Origin of the sequence: Paraburkholderia phytofirmans PsJN (genome assembly GCF_000020125.1) — a bacterium.
GTDB classification, from domain to species: Bacteria; Pseudomonadota; Gammaproteobacteria; order Burkholderiales; family Burkholderiaceae; genus Paraburkholderia; species Paraburkholderia phytofirmans.
This window is the reverse complement of the sequence record NC_010676.1, coordinates 921,262-938,306: the sequence shown is the minus strand read 5'-3', so window position 1 is coordinate 938,306 and position 17,045 is coordinate 921,262. Positions and strand designations below refer to the sequence as shown.

16 protein-coding genes are annotated in these 17,045 nt (G+C 65.3%); 10 read left to right on the top strand and 6 right to left on the bottom strand.

Annotation, left to right across the window (positions count from 1 at the left end):
• Positions 1–43 precede the first annotated feature (43 nt).
• Positions 44–1,342, bottom strand: a complete 1,299-nt coding sequence (locus tag BPHYT_RS23945; protein ID WP_012426700.1) for an MFS transporter — start codon at positions 1,340–1,342, stop codon at positions 44–46.
• A gap of 177 nt (positions 1,343–1,519) precedes the next feature.
• Between BPHYT_RS23945 and BPHYT_RS23940 the strand changes: the two genes are divergently transcribed.
• The 8 genes from BPHYT_RS23940 to mdcH are packed head-to-tail and all read left to right on the top strand — an operon-like array spanning position 1,520 to position 8,538.
• The gene (locus tag BPHYT_RS23940) at positions 1,520–2,293 is read left to right on the top strand and encodes a GntR family transcriptional regulator (protein ID WP_012426699.1); all 774 of its coding nucleotides are present in this window, start codon (positions 1,520–1,522) and stop codon (positions 2,291–2,293) included.
• Between the two features lie 8 nt (positions 2,294–2,301).
• Entirely contained in the window at positions 2,302–3,984 is a 1,683-nt protein-coding gene (mdcA, locus tag BPHYT_RS23935) for a malonate decarboxylase subunit alpha (RefSeq protein WP_012426698.1), read from the top strand.
• 2 nt (positions 3,985–3,986) lie between these two features.
• Positions 3,987–4,910, top strand: a complete 924-nt coding sequence (locus BPHYT_RS23930) for a triphosphoribosyl-dephospho-CoA synthase (protein ID WP_012426697.1) — start codon at positions 3,987–3,989, stop codon at positions 4,908–4,910.
• Positions 4,898–5,212 (top strand): malonate decarboxylase subunit delta, encoded by a 315-nt coding sequence (locus BPHYT_RS23925; protein ID WP_012426696.1) that lies wholly within the window; start codon positions 4,898–4,900, stop codon positions 5,210–5,212. The genes BPHYT_RS23930 and BPHYT_RS23925 overlap by 13 nt, the downstream gene beginning before the upstream one ends.
• Entirely contained in the window at positions 5,209–6,093 is an 885-nt protein-coding gene (locus BPHYT_RS23920; protein WP_012426695.1) for a biotin-independent malonate decarboxylase subunit beta, read from the top strand. Before BPHYT_RS23925 ends, BPHYT_RS23920 begins: the two co-directional genes overlap by 4 nt.
• Positions 6,090–6,908, top strand: coding sequence for a biotin-independent malonate decarboxylase subunit gamma (mdcE, locus tag BPHYT_RS23915; protein WP_012426694.1), 819 nt, complete (start codon positions 6,090–6,092; stop codon positions 6,906–6,908). The genes BPHYT_RS23920 and mdcE overlap by 4 nt, the downstream gene beginning before the upstream one ends.
• A complete protein-coding gene (locus BPHYT_RS23910) occupies positions 6,908–7,606 on the top strand; it encodes a malonate decarboxylase holo-ACP synthase (protein WP_012426693.1) in 699 nt (232 codons plus the stop codon). Before mdcE ends, BPHYT_RS23910 begins: the two co-directional genes overlap by 1 nt.
• Entirely contained in the window at positions 7,606–8,538 is a 933-nt protein-coding gene (gene mdcH / locus BPHYT_RS23905; RefSeq protein ID WP_012426692.1) for a malonate decarboxylase subunit epsilon, read from the top strand. The genes BPHYT_RS23910 and mdcH overlap by 1 nt, the downstream gene beginning before the upstream one ends.
• Positions 8,539–8,568: 30 nt before the next feature.
• Here mdcH and BPHYT_RS23900 read toward each other — a convergent pair whose 3' ends face one another.
• Entirely contained in the window at positions 8,569–9,507 is a 939-nt protein-coding gene (locus BPHYT_RS23900) for a LysR family transcriptional regulator (RefSeq protein ID WP_012426691.1), read from the bottom strand.
• 195 nt (positions 9,508–9,702) lie between these two features.
• Between BPHYT_RS23900 and BPHYT_RS23895 the strand changes: the two genes are divergently transcribed.
• Both BPHYT_RS23895 and BPHYT_RS23890 read left to right on the top strand, forming a co-directional pair.
• Positions 9,703–10,482, top strand: coding sequence for a putative hydro-lyase (locus tag BPHYT_RS23895; RefSeq protein ID WP_012426690.1), 780 nt, complete (start codon positions 9,703–9,705; stop codon positions 10,480–10,482).
• A gap of 65 nt (positions 10,483–10,547) precedes the next feature.
• On the top strand, positions 10,548–11,849 hold the full coding sequence (locus tag BPHYT_RS23890; protein ID WP_012426689.1) for an MFS transporter: 1,302 nt from the start codon (positions 10,548–10,550) through the stop codon (positions 11,847–11,849).
• A 21-nt stretch (positions 11,850–11,870) separates the two neighbouring features.
• On the opposite strand, the gene yjfF is transcribed toward BPHYT_RS23890, so the two are convergent.
• From yjfF to BPHYT_RS23870, 4 genes are all read right to left on the bottom strand, one after another.
• Positions 11,871–12,968 carry a galactofuranose ABC transporter, permease protein YjfF gene (yjfF, locus tag BPHYT_RS23885; protein ID WP_012426688.1) on the bottom strand — a complete coding sequence of 366 codons (1,098 nt, stop codon included), beginning with the start codon at positions 12,966–12,968 and terminating at the stop codon, positions 11,871–11,873.
• On the bottom strand, positions 12,965–13,996 hold the full coding sequence (locus BPHYT_RS23880; protein ID WP_012426687.1) for an ABC transporter permease: 1,032 nt from the start codon (positions 13,994–13,996) through the stop codon (positions 12,965–12,967). Before BPHYT_RS23880 ends, yjfF begins: the two co-directional genes overlap by 4 nt.
• Positions 13,993–15,642 (bottom strand): sugar ABC transporter ATP-binding protein, encoded by a 1,650-nt coding sequence (locus BPHYT_RS23875; RefSeq protein ID WP_012426686.1) that lies wholly within the window; start codon positions 15,640–15,642, stop codon positions 13,993–13,995. Before BPHYT_RS23875 ends, BPHYT_RS23880 begins: the two co-directional genes overlap by 4 nt.
• Before the next feature lie 235 nt (positions 15,643–15,877).
• Complete coding sequence (locus BPHYT_RS23870) at positions 15,878–16,864, bottom strand: ABC transporter substrate-binding protein (protein ID WP_012426685.1); 987 nt, start codon at positions 16,862–16,864, stop codon at positions 15,878–15,880.
• Positions 16,865–17,045 lie beyond the last annotated feature (181 nt).

Genomic DNA, 17,045 nt, shown 5'->3' with positions numbered 1-17,045 from the left:
GCCCAAGGTGCCGGCGCGACCCTCTTCGTTCAAGCTACCAACCTTACTGCGGCAACACTTCGCCCCGCGTCTCCGGCGCAAACGGAATCACGAACAGCCCGACGATAAACGCGATCGCCGTCAACGCCACCGGCACCCCGAGCGTATGCATATGCAGCACCGCCGCGCCGAGTAGAAAGTTGACGCCCGCGCCGACGAACCGCCCAAACGACGTGCAGAACGCGAAGGCCGTCGCCCGCACGCGGGTTTCGAACTGCTCCGGCAGCCACAAGCTGAACAGCGCGAAATTGCCGCCGAAAAAACCCAGCACGAAGAGCCACGCAATGAACGGCGCGAGCCCATTCGGCAAATAAAACGCCCAGCCGAAACTGCCGACGATCGCCACCGCCATGCCGAGGAAGTAAATCGCCAGGGTCTTCTTGCGGCCGATGCGCTCAGCGAGCGGCGGCAGCGCGAGACAGCCGAGGATCGTCGCAATCGACAACAACCCCGTGGCCAGCGAAGCGGTTCTGATCGCGTCGTTCTTCGCCATGCCGGCCTTGGTCGCCAGCTGAATCACGGCGGACGGCTCGTACACAGCGCCCGCCCACAACCCGATGATGGCGATCGTCAGCAGAATGCACGCGACCCACGTGCGGCGCCGATAAGCCGGTCCCAGTATCTCGCGCAGCGGCTTGGTTCGCACGGTGCGCGCCTCGGCCTTCTCCCACTTCTCCGACTCCTTCACCCGCAGCAAGATCAGAATCGCGACCACCACCGGCACCGCGCCGGTCAGGAACATGGCGCGCCAGCCGTAATGCACGCCGATCGTGTAATTCAACGCCGCGGCGAGGAAGAACCCGGCGTAGTAGCCCGTTTGCAGATAACCCGCGCCCATCTTGCGGCGGTCCTCCGGCCACGCTTCGGCCACATAAGTCCCGGCCAGCGCCCACTCGCCGCCGATGCCGACGCCCGCAATGAAGCGATAGATGCCGAGCTCCCACACGTTGTGCGAGGTCGCCGCCAGTCCCGTGAAAATGGCGAACGTGAAGATCGTGCCGGCCAATACCTTGGTGCGGCCGTAGCGGTCCGCAAGCGGCCCCCAGATGAACGACAGCCCCCACCCGACCAGGAACAGCGCGAATAGGATCGAGCCGGCCAGCCCGACGTTCGCCGGCGTCGCCGCATAGCCCGAGCGCGGCAGCAGTTCGGTCAGGGCAGGCGTCAGCACGAGCGCGTAGATGAACGAGTCCATCCCGTCGAGCGTCCAGCCTGCCCACGCTCCCCAAAAACCTGCGATCTGCGAACGATTAAGCGGCGTGCGGCGCCGCGTGACCGACGTGCGGTCGGTGAGTGAATTCATCATGCTCCTCCGGTCCAACAGTTGGCATACGTGACAGGAACGACGAGATAGCGCGTCTGCGATGAACGGCCGCGCCCTTGCACGACCGCTCAGCGGCCTTCGTGCAATGAACGGTGAAAATCTTTCCGGGTTTGCCCGCGTTTAATTGTGGAATTTTTATATATAATATTTGATATCATGAGCGACGCAATAGATGGTTTTCCCCTGGACGCCCCGGCGCGCACCCCGCTGTTACCCGCGGCGGCGCCGCGTGAGAGCACGTCCCGCGTGATCGCGGAGGCGCTGCGTGCGGCGATTGTCGACGGCACGCTGGCGCCCGGCGCGCCGCTGCGGCAGGACGCGATCGCGCGGCATTTTTCAGTCAGCGCAATTCCCGTGCGCGAAGCGCTGCGTCAGTTGGAGAGCGAAGGCTGGGCCAAAGCCGCCGTGCATAAGGGCGCAACCGTCGCGCCTTTGTCGGCGGAAGAAGCGCGCGAAATTTACGAGATCCGCTCCGCGCTGGAGAGTCTCGCCATCGGGCTCGCGATTCCCAGGCACACGGCGGCCACGTTGCGCGAATCCGCCAGCCTGTGCCGCGCAGCCGAACGCGAGGCGAACCCATCGCTTTACGTCGCGCGCAATGTGGCGTTTCACATGAGCCTGTACGCGCCCGCTGCCCGTCCGCAACTCGAGGAGATGATCGGCACGCTGCATCGGCGGGGTGAACGGTATCTGCGTCTGAAGTTCGGCTTGCCGTCGTACAAGGGCGCGTCCGACAATGAACACGCCGCGCTGCTCGACGCCGTGGAATGCCGCGACATTTCCGCCGCCCAGCAACTGGTCGTCGCGCATCTGCTGGGCACGGGCGACCTGCTTTATCGTTTCCTAACCGAACGCGCGCAGGCCGAAGCCGCGCTTGCGAATCAACCCAAGCCGCGCGGCAGACGCCCGCGCGCCACCACCGGGAGCTGACTAAGCCGATGAACCGACCCGCCGAAGCCGCTGCGTCCGCAGTATCGACACCCACCGCCGCCCGTTCGTGGACCACCCGCCGCGACGAAAAGAACCGCCGCCTCGCCGCCATTTCGCCCTGGCTCAAAGACGGCGTGCTGCCGCCGGAGCGCATCGTCGACGCGCTCGAAACGCTGATTCAGCCGGGCGATCGCGTCGCTCTCGAAGGCGACAACCAGAAGCAGGCCGACTTCCTCTCCCGCTCGTTCGCCAAGGTCGATCCGCAGAAGATTCACGACGTGCATCTGCTGATTTCGAGCATCGGCCGCCCCGAGCATCTGACGCTGTTCGAGCGCGGCATCGCGCATAAGGTCGACTTCTCGTTTGCCGGTCCGCAAAGCCTGCGCGTCGCGCAACTGCTCGAAGACGGCCAGCTGGAAATCGGCGCGATCTATACGTACGTCGAGTTGTACGCGCGCATGTTCGTGGATCTGACGCCGCACGTCGCGCTGCTGTGCGCGGAAAAGGCCGACCGTCATGGCAATCTGTACACCGGCGCGAATACCGAAGACACGCCCACCATCGCCGAGGCGGCGGCCTTCCGGCATGGCATCGTGATCGTGCAGGTCAACGAGATCGTCGACGAACTGCCGCGCGTCGACATTCCGGGTTCATGGGTCGACGTGGTCGTGCAAGCGGACCGGCCGTTCGCCGTCGAACCGCTGTTCACGCGCGATCCGCGCCATATCGGCGATCTGCAGGTGCTGACCGCGATGATGGTGATTCGCGGCATCTACGAGCCCTACGGCGTAACGTCACTGAATCACGGCATTGGCTTCGACACGGCCGCGATCGAATTGCTGCTGCCCACGTACGGCGAATCGCTCGGCCTGAAGGGCAAGATCTGCCGCAACTGGACGCTCAATCCGCATCCCACCATGATTCCCGCGATCGAGTCGGGCTGGGTGGACAGCATCCATTGTTTCGGCAGCGAAGTCGGCATGGAGCGGTATATCGAAGCGCGTCCCGACGTGTTCTTTACCGGCAACGACGGCAGCCTGCGCTCGAACCGCGTGCTGTGCCAGCTGGCCGGGCAATACGGCGTCGATCTGTTCATCGGCTCGACTTTGCAGATCGATGCCGACGCGAATTCGTCGACGGTCACGCGCGGGCGTCTCGCCGGCTTCGGCGGTGCGCCGAACATGGGCCACGATCCGCGCGGCCGGCGCCATTCGAGCGAAGCGTGGCTCAAGCTGCTGCGCGATGAGGGTCCGGTATCGCGTGGCCACAAGCTGGTCGTGCAGATGGCCGAGACCTACAAGAAAGGCGGCGAGCCGACCTTCGTCGATGAGCTCGACGCCGTCGCGGTCGGCGCGAAAAGCGGCATGCCGATTGCACCCGTGATGATCTACGGCGACGACGTCAGCCATGTGGTCACCGAGGAAGGCATCGCGCATCTGCACAAGGCCGAAGGCATCGACGAGCGGCGCGCGGCGATTGCCGCCGTGGCCGGCGTGACGCCGATCGGACTACGCGCGAAGCCAGAGAAGACGGCGGAATTGCGCCGACGCGGCATCGTCGCGTATCCCGAGGATCTCGGCATCCGGCGTGGCGAGGCCAAGCGCTCGCTGCTGGCGGCGCGCAGCATCGACGATCTGGTGACCTGGTCGGGCGGCCTGTACGAACCGCCGGCGCGCTTCAGGAGCTGGTGAGCATGGCGTCCCCTGCTTTGCTCGCGCGGGAAGAAGCGCAGGCGCGCTGCGCTAACGCTGTACGTACGCTTTCCGACGCGCAACTCGCCCGCTACGCCATCACCGCGCTGATCGACGAAGCCCAGCTCACGCCCAAGCCCGCGCTGGTCGACCGGCGCGGCAGCGGCGCGCATCGCGACCTCGACCTCGACACTATGCTGCGCTCGGCGCAGGCGCTCGAGCCGACCTTCGCGGCGCTCGCCCGCGCGGCGCGCCGCCGCGGCGAACCGTCCGCGTTGCTGCGTACCGAACTTGCGCAGATCGGCCGCGCTGGCGAACTCGACATGCTGAATGCCACGGGCGGCAGCAACGCGCATCGCGGTGCGATCTGGATCGTCGGCCTGCTGGTCGCGGGGGCAGCGCTGCCCGCCGGCGCCATGCGTCCGAACGCAGCGCGGATCAGCACGCGCGCCGCGCAGATCGCCTGCTTCCCGGATCGCTTCGCCGCGCCTTCCGACAGTCACGGCGAACGCGCGCGTCAGCGCTACCAGGTGGGTGGCGCGCGCCGCGAAGCGCAAGACGGCTTCCCGCATGTGATCGACGTGGGCTTGCCCGCGTTGCTTGCAGCGCGTCAGCGAGGCATCGACGAAAACGCCGCGCGCGTCGACGCCCTGCTCTCGATCATGGCCACGCTCGACGACACCTGCCTGCTGCATCGCGCGGGCTTGCCCGGTTTGCATGCCGGACAACACGGCGCGCAACGCGTGCTGGACGCGGGCGGCAGTTCGACGGCCGCGGGCCGCGCCGCGCTCGCCGCGCTCGAACACGACTTGCTGACGCTCAACGCATCGCCCGGCGGTGCAGCCGATCTGCTCGCCGCCACCCTCTTTCTCGACATGCTGGCGCATCACGACGCCGACAGGAGCCTCGACTCATGGAACATCTGACTTTCGACTATCCGGCCAAACGCGCCGTCAAGACCCGCGCGCATGTCGGCGTGGTGGGCTCGGGCGATCTGGAAGTGCTGCTCTCGCCCGCCGATCCGGCTAGCGCGCTGACGGCGCACGTGGTCGTGCGCACCAGCGTCGACGGTTACAGCCACATCTGGAAGAGCGTGTTCGACCGCTTTTTCACGCGCTACGACGGCGCCGCGCAAATCGAGATCAACGACTTCGGCGCGACGCCCGGCGTGGTGGCGTTGCGCCTCGCGGAAGCCGTCGAAGCCGCCGAACAGGGAGACGACGCATGAATACGCTTGCGACCGCTCAACCCGCGCCGATGCTGCGCGAGAGTTTCATCGAAATGCCGGCGCGCGAGCGCGCCCGCTCGCTGCTCGATGCGGGCACTTTCCGCGAACTGCTCGGCCCGTTCGACAAGATCGAATCGCCGTGGCTGCCGTTGCAAGGCGTCGTCTGCCAGGCGGACGACGGCTGCGTGATCGCGCGCGGCACCATCGATGGCGAGCCCGCCGTGGTCGCCGCGATCGAGTCCGCGTTCCAGGGTGGCAGCATCGGCGAAGTGTCGGGCAGCAAGATCGCCGCCGCGCTCGAACTGGCCCTGCGCGACTGCGAACGCGGCAAGATCGTGCGGCCGGTCGTGCTGTTCGAAACCGGCGGCGTGCGGCTTCAGGAAGCCAACCTCGGCCTCGCGGTGATCGCGGAGATTCAGGCGGCGATCGTCGCGTTGCGCCGGCATGTGCCGGTGGTCGGTGTGATCGCGGGCATGGTCGGCTGTTTTGGCGGCATGTCGCTGGCGGCCGCGTTGTGTTCGTATCTGGTCGTCACAAAGCAAGGGCGGCTCGGCATGAACGGCCCCGAAGTGATCGAACAGGAAGCCGGCATCGACGAACTCGACGCCAGCGACCGCCGCCGCGTGTGGCAGCTGATCGGCGGCGAACAGCGCACGGCGACGGCCCTCGCCGATACGTTGGTCGACGACGATGCGGACGCTGTGCGCGCCGCCGTGCGTTCCGCCTTCGAGCAAGGCGTGCCTGCCGCGCATCGCACCGAACAGGTCGACGTGTTCCTCGACCGGCTCGCGCGGATCGATCCCGCCGGCGTTACGCCCGAAAACATGCGTGACGTGTTCAACCGTCAAACGCAAAACGAATCGTGCAAGGAGCAAGCATGAGCGACGCACAACTTAGCCGCGGCGCGCGCTGGTTCCAGGCGCTGGCCGGTGACTCGAGCACTCAGGCGCCCGTATTGAGCGGCGACGCGCCGCTCGGCGGCGAGACCGCGCACTTCTTCTCGGTCGTGCCCGACCCCGCCAACCGCTTTCCACGCGCGACCGATAACGTGGTCGGCCTCGAACAGGGCTGGCGGCTCGCGCGCGCCGTGCGTGACGCCATTGCGCGCGACGAAGCGAGCGGCACGCGCCGCCCGATTGTCGCGATCGTCGATGTGAAAAGCCAGGCGTACGGCTATCGCGAGGAAATGCTCGGCATTCATCTCGCCTGCGCCGCGGCCGTCGATGCCTACGCCGCCGCGCGCGACGCGGGTCATCCGGTGATCGCGCTGATCGTCGGACCAGCCATGTCGGGCGCGTTTCTCGCGCACGGCTATCAAGGCAACCGCATCGTCGCGCTCGACGCGCCCGGCACCATGGTTCATGCGATGGGCAAAGAAGCCGCCGCACGCGTCACGCGCCGCACGGTCGAAGCGCTCGACGCGCTCGGCGAAACCATCGTGCCGATGTCGTACTCGATGGCGTCATTCGCCAAACTCGGCCTGCTCGATCAGTTGATCGAAGGCGTCGATGCCGATGCGCCGGACACCGCGCAGATCGAGCGCGTGCGCCAGGTGTTGAGCGAGCAGATTCGCAGCGTGCGCGACGATGGCCGCCGCAATCTCGCGCATCGGCTGGAATCCGCGGCGGCGCAGAAGAATCGCGCGGCGTCGATCGAAGTGCGCCGGCGTCTCGCCGAACAATGGGACGCCGTGTGATGCAAGTGTGTGCCGCGCCGCCGTTTGCAATCGATCACGCGGTGTCGTGCGATGCGCGATGGCGGCCGCACGACTTGCTGCGTCTGCAACGCCTGCAAGCATTCCACAATGAACCGTCGTGGGTGCGCGAGGCGTTCGGGCGCGCGCCGTATGCAGTCGTCCGGCGCGCGCCGGCGGCGGATGGGTTCGTCGCGATCGGCATGCGCGGCGTCGGGCGCTCGGAGCGTTATGGCACGTGGGCATCGTCGGCGGATGTAGTAAGCGCCGTGTCGCCGGAAGCTCTTTCACGCGCACCGCTCGCCGGCCGTCATGCATTGCCCGCCTTCGCCGCACTCGCTGCATTGCAAAACAACGCGACCGGCCCGTTGAATGCATTCGTCTGGGGGCCGACCGGCAGCGCTGGTTTCGAACTGGCGACGCAAGTACCAACGGTGACGGCATCGAGCGATCTCGATCTGCTTATCCGAACGCAGGAAAAACCTCTCACGCGAAACCTCGCGATTGAATTGCTCGACTATCTGCAAGCGCTCGCGCAACGCATCGGCGTTCGCGTGGACGCGCAACTCGATACGCCCGCGGGCGGCGTGGCGCTGGCCGAATGGGCAGCGGGCAAACCGCGTGTGCTGGCCCGCCACGCACGCGGCCCGCAACTGATCGCCGATCCGTGGGACCCCGCGTCTCACGGCGACGACGCCTGATGCTCGCGCTGCTTTTCCCAGGTCAGGGCGCGCAGACCGATGGGTTCCTGCATCGTCTGCCGGAGCATGATGCGGTGCGCGACACGCTCGATGAAGCGTCGCAGATGCTCGGCGTCGATGTGCTTACACTGGACACGCCGGACGCCTTGCGCTCGACCGTCGCCGTGCAAATCGGCTTGACGGTTGCAGGCGTGGCGCTTACGCGCGCGCTGGCCGCCGAACGGTTCATGCCGGGGATCAGCGCGGGTCTTTCGGTCGGCGCGTACCCCGCGGCCGTGAGTTGCGGTGCGATTCATTTTGCAGACGCATTGAAGATGGTGCGCCGCCGCGCCGAATTGATGGAAACCGCGTACCCGTCCGGCTACGGTCTCGCAGCGATATCGGGCTTGACCGAGTATCAAGTGGAAACGCTCGCTGCACGACATGTCGATGAAACACAGCAGCATGTCTTTATCGGCAACGTGAACGCGCCGCGCCAGATTGTCATAGCGGGCGCGAATGACGCACTGGACGCCTTTATCGAACGCGCGCTGGCCGCGGGCGCGCGCAAGGCCACGCGCCTCGCGGTGAGCGTGCCGTCGCATTGCGAATTGCTCGCGCAAGCCTCGGACGAACTGGTCGCCTACGCAAAGGACGTGCCCTTTCACACGCCGCAAAGCATCTACGTCGGCAATCGCGGCGGCCGTCCGTTGTATACGGCGGACGCGATCCGCAATGACCTCGCCACCAATATCCGCTACACGGTACGCTGGTTCGACGCACTCACGGTGATGCAGGAAATGGGCGCGCACGTGCTGATCGAAGCGCCGCCGGGCCAGGTCTTGACCGACATTGCGCGCGAATACTTGCCGGAGACCGCCGCGCTCGCCGTCAGCACTTTCCCGTTCGATCGACTCGTGGCCACCGCGCGGCGGCGTCTCGACGCGCGTTGAATGATGTGCGGCATGTCCGTCATGCGTGCCTCAGCGTTTCTCGATCAACTGCCGCCCCATCGCCTTCGCATACTGATCGCACGCGTTACGCGCGACACGCGATGCCGCGAGCACGCCGACGTCGGCATCGTCGCGGTAGTACATCGCGACGTCGATCGGCGGCGGAAGTGGGCGCACCTGCAATTGTCCCAGTTCCCCATTGCTCAGATAAGGCTCGACGAATAGCGCGGGCACCGCCGCGATTCCAAAGCCGTCGCGCAGCAGTTTCACGATCACCGCGACCGACGGCATGCAGGTCACCTGAGTCTGCGCGAGCGGCACACCGGCGCGCTTCGCGAGCGCCTGCACGATCGCTTCGACGGCGATTTGCGGCGCGGTGCCCCGGCCAAATGTCAGCACGGGTTTGCTCAACACCGTCTGCACATGTTTCGCGCGGCTGGCAGGAATCAGATCGCTGCGCGCGATCCAGCGCACGGGATAGCTCGCCAGCAAGGTCGACACGATCGACGCCTCATGCTCCGCCGTTTCTTCCACCTGAATCGCCAGGTCCAGTTCGCCCGCGCGCAAACGCGGGCCGAGTATCGCGCTCGAATCGACCGTGAGGTCCACGACGATGCGGTTGTACTCCAGGTTCAGCATCCGGATGTAGTCCGGCAGCCAGCTATGCACCACCGTCTCGATCACGCCGAGGCGCAAACGTGTCGCCACTTGCGTCTCGTCCTGCGCGGCCAGTTGCAGCGAGCGCGTGGCCTGCACTACCGAGCGCGCATGCGCGAGCAGCCGCTCGCCATTCGCCGTGAGCTGAAATTCCGCGGCATCGCGCTCGATCAACTCGACGCCCAACTCGGCTTCGAGTGTCTTGATGCGCAGTGAAATCGCCGCAGGCGTCGCGTGCATGGCGGCGGCGGTCGCGCGAAAACTGCCCAGGCGGGCGAGCGTCAGAAATGTTTCGACAAAGCGGGTATTCATGGCGGAGCTCTCTCAGCAGCGGCGGGTTGCACGCGATCATCGCCGTGAACGGGTCACGGCGGGGCCACGGCGCCGTTAAGTTTAATTTAACGAAACGCAATAAAAACTCGCTGGATGGATATTTTTGACGTTACTAATCTGGTTTGCATCGCTGAAGTATTTCAGTCACGCGATCTACCTGGAGCCGAGCAGTCCATGTCCTACACGCCATCCGAATTTCGTCAGCAGATACGCAGCCGGCGTCTGTCCGGTCCCACTGCGGGCTATTGCGGCGACTATGCGCAAGCCAACCTCGCCATCCTGCCCAAACAGCACGCCGACGATTTCCTGCGCTTCTGCACGTTGAATCCGAAAGCGTGTCCGCTGCTGGGCATCGGCGAACCGGGCGACTGGCGCGTGCCCGCGCTCGGCGCCGATCTCGACATCCGCAACGACGTGCCCGCGTTTTACGTGTACCGGCATGGCGAGCGCGCCGAGGAAGTGCGCAGTCTCGACGAATTGTGGCGCGACGACCTGGTGGTGTTCGCGATCGGCTGCTCGTTTTCTTTCGAAGAAATGCTGCGGCGTGAAGGCATCGCGCTGCGCCATATCGAACAGCAGGTCAACGTGCCGATGTATCGCACTCGCGAGCGCAACGTGGCTGCCGGCGTGTTCGGCGGCAATCGCGTCGTGTCGATGCGGCCGATGAAAGCCGCCGACGCCATCCGCGCGATCCAGATCACCAGCCGCTTTCCCGCCGTGCACGGCGCGCCGGTTCATATCGGCGATCCGTCGCTGATCGGCATTCGCGATCTGGCGAGTCCCGATTTCGGCGACGCCGTCGAAGTACGCAGCGACGAGCTGCCCGTGTTCTGGGCTTGCGGCGTGACACCGCAAGCCGCCATCGAAAGCGCGCGTCTGCCGTTCGCGATCGCGCACAAGCCGGGGCACATGCTCGTCACCGATATTCCCAACACCACGCTGGCGGTGCTGTAGCCGCAGCGTTTGTGCCCTCACCCGCCGTGCGACGAGACGCGGCCAACGACGACCGGAGTGCAAGCATGGAAACCGAAGCGCAGTTGACCGGCGACGCCGAGCCTTATGGCGAGTCCGGTGCAGGACAAGGCCCGTTCGCGTGGTATCGGCAGATCTCCGCCAGCGAGAAGCGCGCCTTCTGGAGTTGCAAGATCGGCTACGTGCTCGACGCCATGGACACGCAGTTCCTGAGCTTCGTGATTCCGACGCTGATCGCGACCTGGAGCATCACGCGCGGCGACGCCGGTCTGATCGGCACCGTCACGCTGCTGAGTTCAGCGCTTGGCGGCTGGGCTGCCGGCGTGCTGTCGGATCGTATCGGCCGGGTGAAGACTTTGCAGATCACGATTCTCTGGTTCGCGGTCTTCACGCTGGCTTGCGCGCTGGCGCAGAATTTCTCGCAGTTGCTGTGGGCGCGCGGGCTGATGGGTCTCGGCTTTGGCGGCGAGTGGACGGCGGGCGCGGTACTGATCGGCGAAGTGATCCGCGCGCGCGATCGCGGCAAGGCGGTGGGGCTCGTCCAGGCGGGTTGGGCGATCGGTTGGGGCATTTCGACGCTGCTCTTCATGGCCGTGTTCTCGCTGGTCCCGGCCGATTACGCCTGGCGCGTGCTGTTCGCCATCGGCATTGCGCCGGCGCCGTTCGTGATCTGGATCCGCCGCTTCGTCGACGAGCCCGAAGTGCATCGGCAGCAGAAAGCGGCGCAGGCCGCCACGCAAACGCGCGCTTCGCTGTTCGATATTTTCCGCGGCGAGATTGTCTGGACGACACTGCGCGCGTCCGTGCTGGCTACCGGCGTGCAAGGCGGCTACTACGCGGTGACCACCTGGCTGCCGACGTATCTGAAAACCGAACGGCATCTGAGCGTGATCGGCACCGGCAGCTATCTCGGCGTGGTGATCGTCGGCTCGTATTGCGGCTATCTGACGGGCGCTTATGTCAGCGACAGGATCGGCCGCAAGCGCGCCTTCATTGCGTTCGCCCTGGCGTCGTGCGCGATTGCACTGATCTACACGCAACTGCCGCTCGACAATCTCTCGATGCTCGTGCTCGGTTTCCCACTCGGCTTCTGCGCGTCGGGCATTTTCTCGGGCATGGGCGCGTTCCTTACCGAGCTGTTCCCCACGCGGATTCGCGGCTCCGGCCAAGGCTTCTGCTACAACTTCGGGCGAGCGGTCGGCGCGACGTTTCCGTTCCTGATCGGCTACGTGTCGCAATCGATGACGCTCGGCCACGCGATCGGCGTGTTCGCCGCGGCGGCGTACGGCATCGTGATCCTCGCCGCGTTGACGCTGCCTGAAACCAGAGGGCGGCAGCTCAGCGCCTGAGCCGCCGCGACGCGCGCGTGTTCAAGCCTGTTCAGGCGCGCGTCCGATCACGTGCGAATCCGAGGCGGCCGGTCCGTCCGCGTGGCCGCGTTCGCGTCCCGCGGTCACGACCGCGCCGGTGCCGCCCGGACGACCCACTGACTTCGCGTGACGCTCGATCAGCCGTTGCAACAGACAGAACGCGCACAGCAAGGCGCCGATCACGATGCGGGTCCACCACGAACTGAGCGTGCCGTCGAACGTGATCAGAGTCTGGATCGTGCCGAGAATGCCGACGCCGAACAGCGAGCCGATCACATAGCCGACGCCACCCGTCAGCAGCGTGCCGCCTATCACGGTCGCGGCGATCGCATCGAGTTCCATGCCCTGCCCTTGCAAGCCGTAACCCGACAGCACATAGAACGTAAAGACCGCGCCGCCTAGCGCCGAACAGAAGCCGCTCAGCGCATACACGCCGATGCGCGTGTGCGCCACCGGCAAGCCCATCAGCAAAGCCGAGCGCGCGTTGCCGCCGATCGCATAGACGTTGCGGCCAAAGCGCGTGAAATGCGCCACGTAGATGGCCGCCAGCAGCGTGACGAACGCGATCAGCACATTCGCCGTCACCGAGCCGACGCCGATGTCCAGACGAAACGCCGAAATTTTCTGGAAGGTCGGATCGGTGATGGTGATCGACTGCGTCGTGATCAGAAAGCACAAGCCGCGCGCGAAGAACATGCCGGCCAGCGTGACGATAAAGGCCTGCAAGCGGAAGAAGTGGATCAACGCGCCCTGCACCGCGCCGAACACGGTGCCCATCAGCAGCACGGTCGGCAGGATCACCCAGACCGGCCAATGCAGATGTTCGGACAGCACCGCCTCGACGATAGTGGTCAGCGCGACCACCGACCCCACCGACAGGTCGATGCCGCCGGACACGATCACGAACGTCATGCCGATCGCCACGATCAGCAGGAACGCGTTGTCGACCAGCAAATCGAGCAGCACTTGCCACGAAAAGAAACCGGTGTACATCACCGAGCCGAATCCGAACAGCGCGCAGAACAGCAGGATCGTGACGGCGATCGGCAGCGTGCGCGGATCGACGATATGAGCCCAGGCTTCGAGGATGCGTCTCATCGTGCCACCCTCCGGTGCGTGACGAGCGACATACCGAGCGCGCGCGCCGATGGCGACTGGATCACGCTCACCGCGAGCACGACGGCCGCCTTGACGACGAGCGTCGCTTCCGGCGGCACGCCGATCGAATAGGTGGTGTACGTGAGCGTCTGAATGATGAGCGCGCCCAGCACCGTGCCCGCGAGGCTGAAGCGGCCGCCGAGCAGCGACGTGCCGCCGAGCGTGACCGCGAGGATCGCATCGAGTTCGAGCAGCAGGCCGGCATTGTTGCCGTCCGCGCTGCGTACGTTCGAGCTGATGAGAATGCCCGCCATCGCCGCGGTCAGCCCCGAGAAGCCGTACACCGCGAAGACGAGCGCCTTGGAGCGCAAGCCGACCAGGCGCGTGGCGACCGGATTGACGCCGATCGCGCGAATGAACAGCCCGAGCGCGGTGCCTTCGACGAGCGCGGCGGTCGCCAGCACCGCCACCGTGGCGATCCACACCGAACTCGGCACGCCGAGCAGGTAGCCGCCGCCTACGAACAGATAGCCCGGCGCGCCGATCGGGATGATCTGTCCCGCCGTCAGCAATTGCGCGATGCCGCGCCCGGCGACCATCAGGATCAAGGTGGCGATGATCGGCTGCATGCCGACGAAGGACACCAGCACACCATTCCACATGCCGCTCAGCACGCCGACGATCAACGCCGCGATCAGCGCCTGCGCGATCAGTGCGCTTGATGGTTCCGGTTGAGCCGCCAGGATCGTCGCCGCCGCGGCGCCCGCGATCGCCACCACCGCGCCGACCGATATGTCGATGCCGCGTGTCGCGATCACCAGCGTCATGCCGGTGGCGACGAGCACGAGCGGCGCTGCGCGATTCAGCACATCGATCGGTGCGCCGAACAAGTGGCCGTCGAGCATGCGCAGCGACAGGAAATGCGGATTGACCCACAGGTTCAGCCCGCACAACAACACCAACGTGACGCACGGCCAGATCAACGGACGCTCGGCGCCGTCGCGTACGAACCAGTTCGATAGCTTCATTCGCCGCTCCCCGCGATGAGTCGATAGATATTGTCTTCGTTCGACGCCTTGCCGGCCACTTCGGCAATCTTGCGACGGTCGCGCAACACCGCTACGCGATGACTCACGCGCAGCACCTCGCTAATCTCCGACGAAATGAACAGGATGCTCAACCCGCTCGCGCATAACGCCAGCAGCCGGTCCATGATGTCGAACTTGGCCGCGACATCGATGCCGCGCGTCGGTTCGTCGAGAATCAGCAGTTTGGGATCGGTCGCGAGCCAGCGCGCCAGCAGCGCTTTCTGCTGATTGCCGCCGGACAGCAGGCCGATTGGCTGTTCCGCATCGGCGGCCTTGATGCCGAGCCGCTCGATCCACAGATCGGCCAGCTCGCGCGCGCGCTGCCGGCTGATCTTGCGCCACCATCCGCGCCGCGCCTGCAAAGCCAGCAGGATGTTGTCGCGGATCGACAGTTCGGCGACGATGCCCTCTTTCTTGCGGTCTTCCGCGCAATAGCCGATGCCGTGGCGCACCGCGTCGCGCGGCGAACGCAGCCGCACAGGCCGGCCTTCCACCAGAATCGTGCCGCTGTCGGCACGGTCCGCGCCGAACAACAGCCGCGCGGTTTCCGTGCGGCCCGAACCGAGCAAACCGGCCAGACCGAGGATTTGGCCCGGCTGCACGTCGAGGTCGATCGGCTGCATCGTGCCGCGCCGTCCGACGCCACGCAACTCGACGAACGGCTGGACAGCCTGCGCGGCTTGCGGCCCTGCGTGAGCTTCGTGCCCTTGATGCCCTTCGTGCGCGGCTTCGCGCAAACGCGCGCTCATGCGCTCGTGGCCGACCATCTTCGACACGAGTTGATCGGCCGGGAGATCGCGCGCGAGATATTCGCCTTCGCGCTCGCCATTGCGCATTACCGTTATACGATCGGAGATGGCATACGTCTGCTCGATGAAGTGCGTGACGAAAAGAATTGCAATGCCCGATTGCTTAAGATGCCGAAGTATTTTGAAAAGCTGGCTTACTTCGCCGTCGTCGAGACTCGAGGTCGGTTCGTCGAGGATCAAGACGCGTGCGTCCACCGAGAGCGCCCGCGCGATGGCCACCATCTGCTGCACGGCGATCGGATAGGCGTCGAGCGAACGGGTGACGTCGAGTGTCACGTCGAGGCGCGCCAGCGCGGCCTGGGCGCGCCGCTTGATGTCGGGCCAGTCGATCGCGCCGAAGCGCCTCGGTTGCCGGCCCGCGAAAATGTTCTCGGCCACCGAGAGGTTCGGGCACAGGTTTACTTCTTGGTATAGCGTCCGCACGCCGGCGCCTTCGGCTTCCTGCGGCGAGGCGAACGCCACCAGCTCGCCACCGAGGCGGATCGTGCCCTCGTCCGGTGCCAGCACGCCGGTAAGCACATTGATTAAAGTAGATTTGCCTGCGCCGTTCTGCCCCATCAGCGTGTGAATCTCGCCGGGAAACAGGCGGAAATCGACGCGCTGCAGCGCCTTCACGCCGGGGAATGTCTTGCTGACGCCCGCGGTAGCGAGAATGGGTTCGAGTGCGTTCGTGGTGCCGCCGGCTTGGGTTGCGGCGGCGCCGGTCATGCCGGTGGTCGCTTGGACGTTGCCGGCGCCGCCAACTGGCGGATTCGGTTCGGAAGCGGGATGCGTCATAGGCCTCGCTCGATCGGCGTTGCGTGGTTCGGCGGCCTCCAGCGGCCTCTAGCGGTCTCACGCCGGCAGTGCGGAAAAGAGGCCGCCCGCTGCCCAAGCAGTCGGACGGCCAGGCACCACTGGAGAAACCTTTGCAATCTGTCGGTACTGCGCTTCCCGGTTGCGCTTTCGTGCGCGCGTTATGTTCGCGTGTTTATCTCAGCGCACGAAAATCAGGAAGCCTCATCAATTGGCCTCAGTACTTGCGCGTCGGCAATGTCTGCGCGGCGACGCTCATCGGGAATACCGTCTCTTCCGTCAGGATGCGCTTGGGCAGCGACTTGCCGGCCACGACATCTTTCACCGCCGACATCAGTTGCGGCCCCAGCAGCGGACTGCACTCCACATCGACGTTCATCTTGCCCGCAGCCATGGCCTGGAAGCCGCCCTTGGTCGCATCGAACGAAACGACGGTGATGTCCTTGCCCGGATGCATGCCGGCCTCTTCCATCGCCTGGATGGCGCCGAGCGCCATATCGTCGTTATGCGCATAAACTACATTTATTTTATTTCCATATGTCTTTATAAACGCTTCCATGACCTGCTTGCCGCCGGCGAGCGTGAAGTCGCCGCTTTGCGAAGCAATGATCTTGAACTTGGGATCGCTCTTGATCACTTCGACGAGACCCGAGTGCCGGTCGTTGGCAGGCGCCGATCCGACCGTTCCCTGAAGTTCAGCGATGTTGATCGGGCCTTGATCGTTTTTGAAGTGATCCTCGAGCCAATGACCACCGCGGCGGCCTTCTTCCAGGAAGTCCGAGCCGATCATCGTCACGTAGAGCGAGGTGTCTTTCGTATCGATGTTGCGGTCGGTGAGAATCACCGGAATCTTCGCGGCTTTAGCCTCGCGCAGTACAGGTTCCCAGCCCGACTCGACGACCGGCGAGAACGCGATCACGTCGACTTTCTGCGCGATGTATGAGCGGATCGCTTTGATCTGGTTTTCCTGCTTCTGCTGGGCGTCGGAGAACTTGAGCTTGATCTTTGCGTCGGCCGCTGCTGACTTGATCGACTCGGTGTTGGCGGTTCGCCATGCGCTTTCCGCGCCGACTTGCGCAAAACCCAGCGTAATCTGTTTATCCTGCGCGTAAGCGCCCGGCGTGGCCAGTGTCAGCGCACCGAAGCCCGCGCAGAGTGCGAGCGCGCCCAACGCACGACATGCGGCGCGTCGTGTATTCGCCATGACTGTCTCCTGATCGTTGTTGTGTAGGCGATCCATCGAGTCCGGCCAGCCGTTACGGCCCTCACGGTGCGTGGATCGTGATGTAGCGTAGTGTGTAGGGCGTTAACCGTCCAATCATATGATTCGCGTCGGCGATATCAATTTCGGTATAGCGGGCGGTGGCGGTTGTTGGCTGGAACGT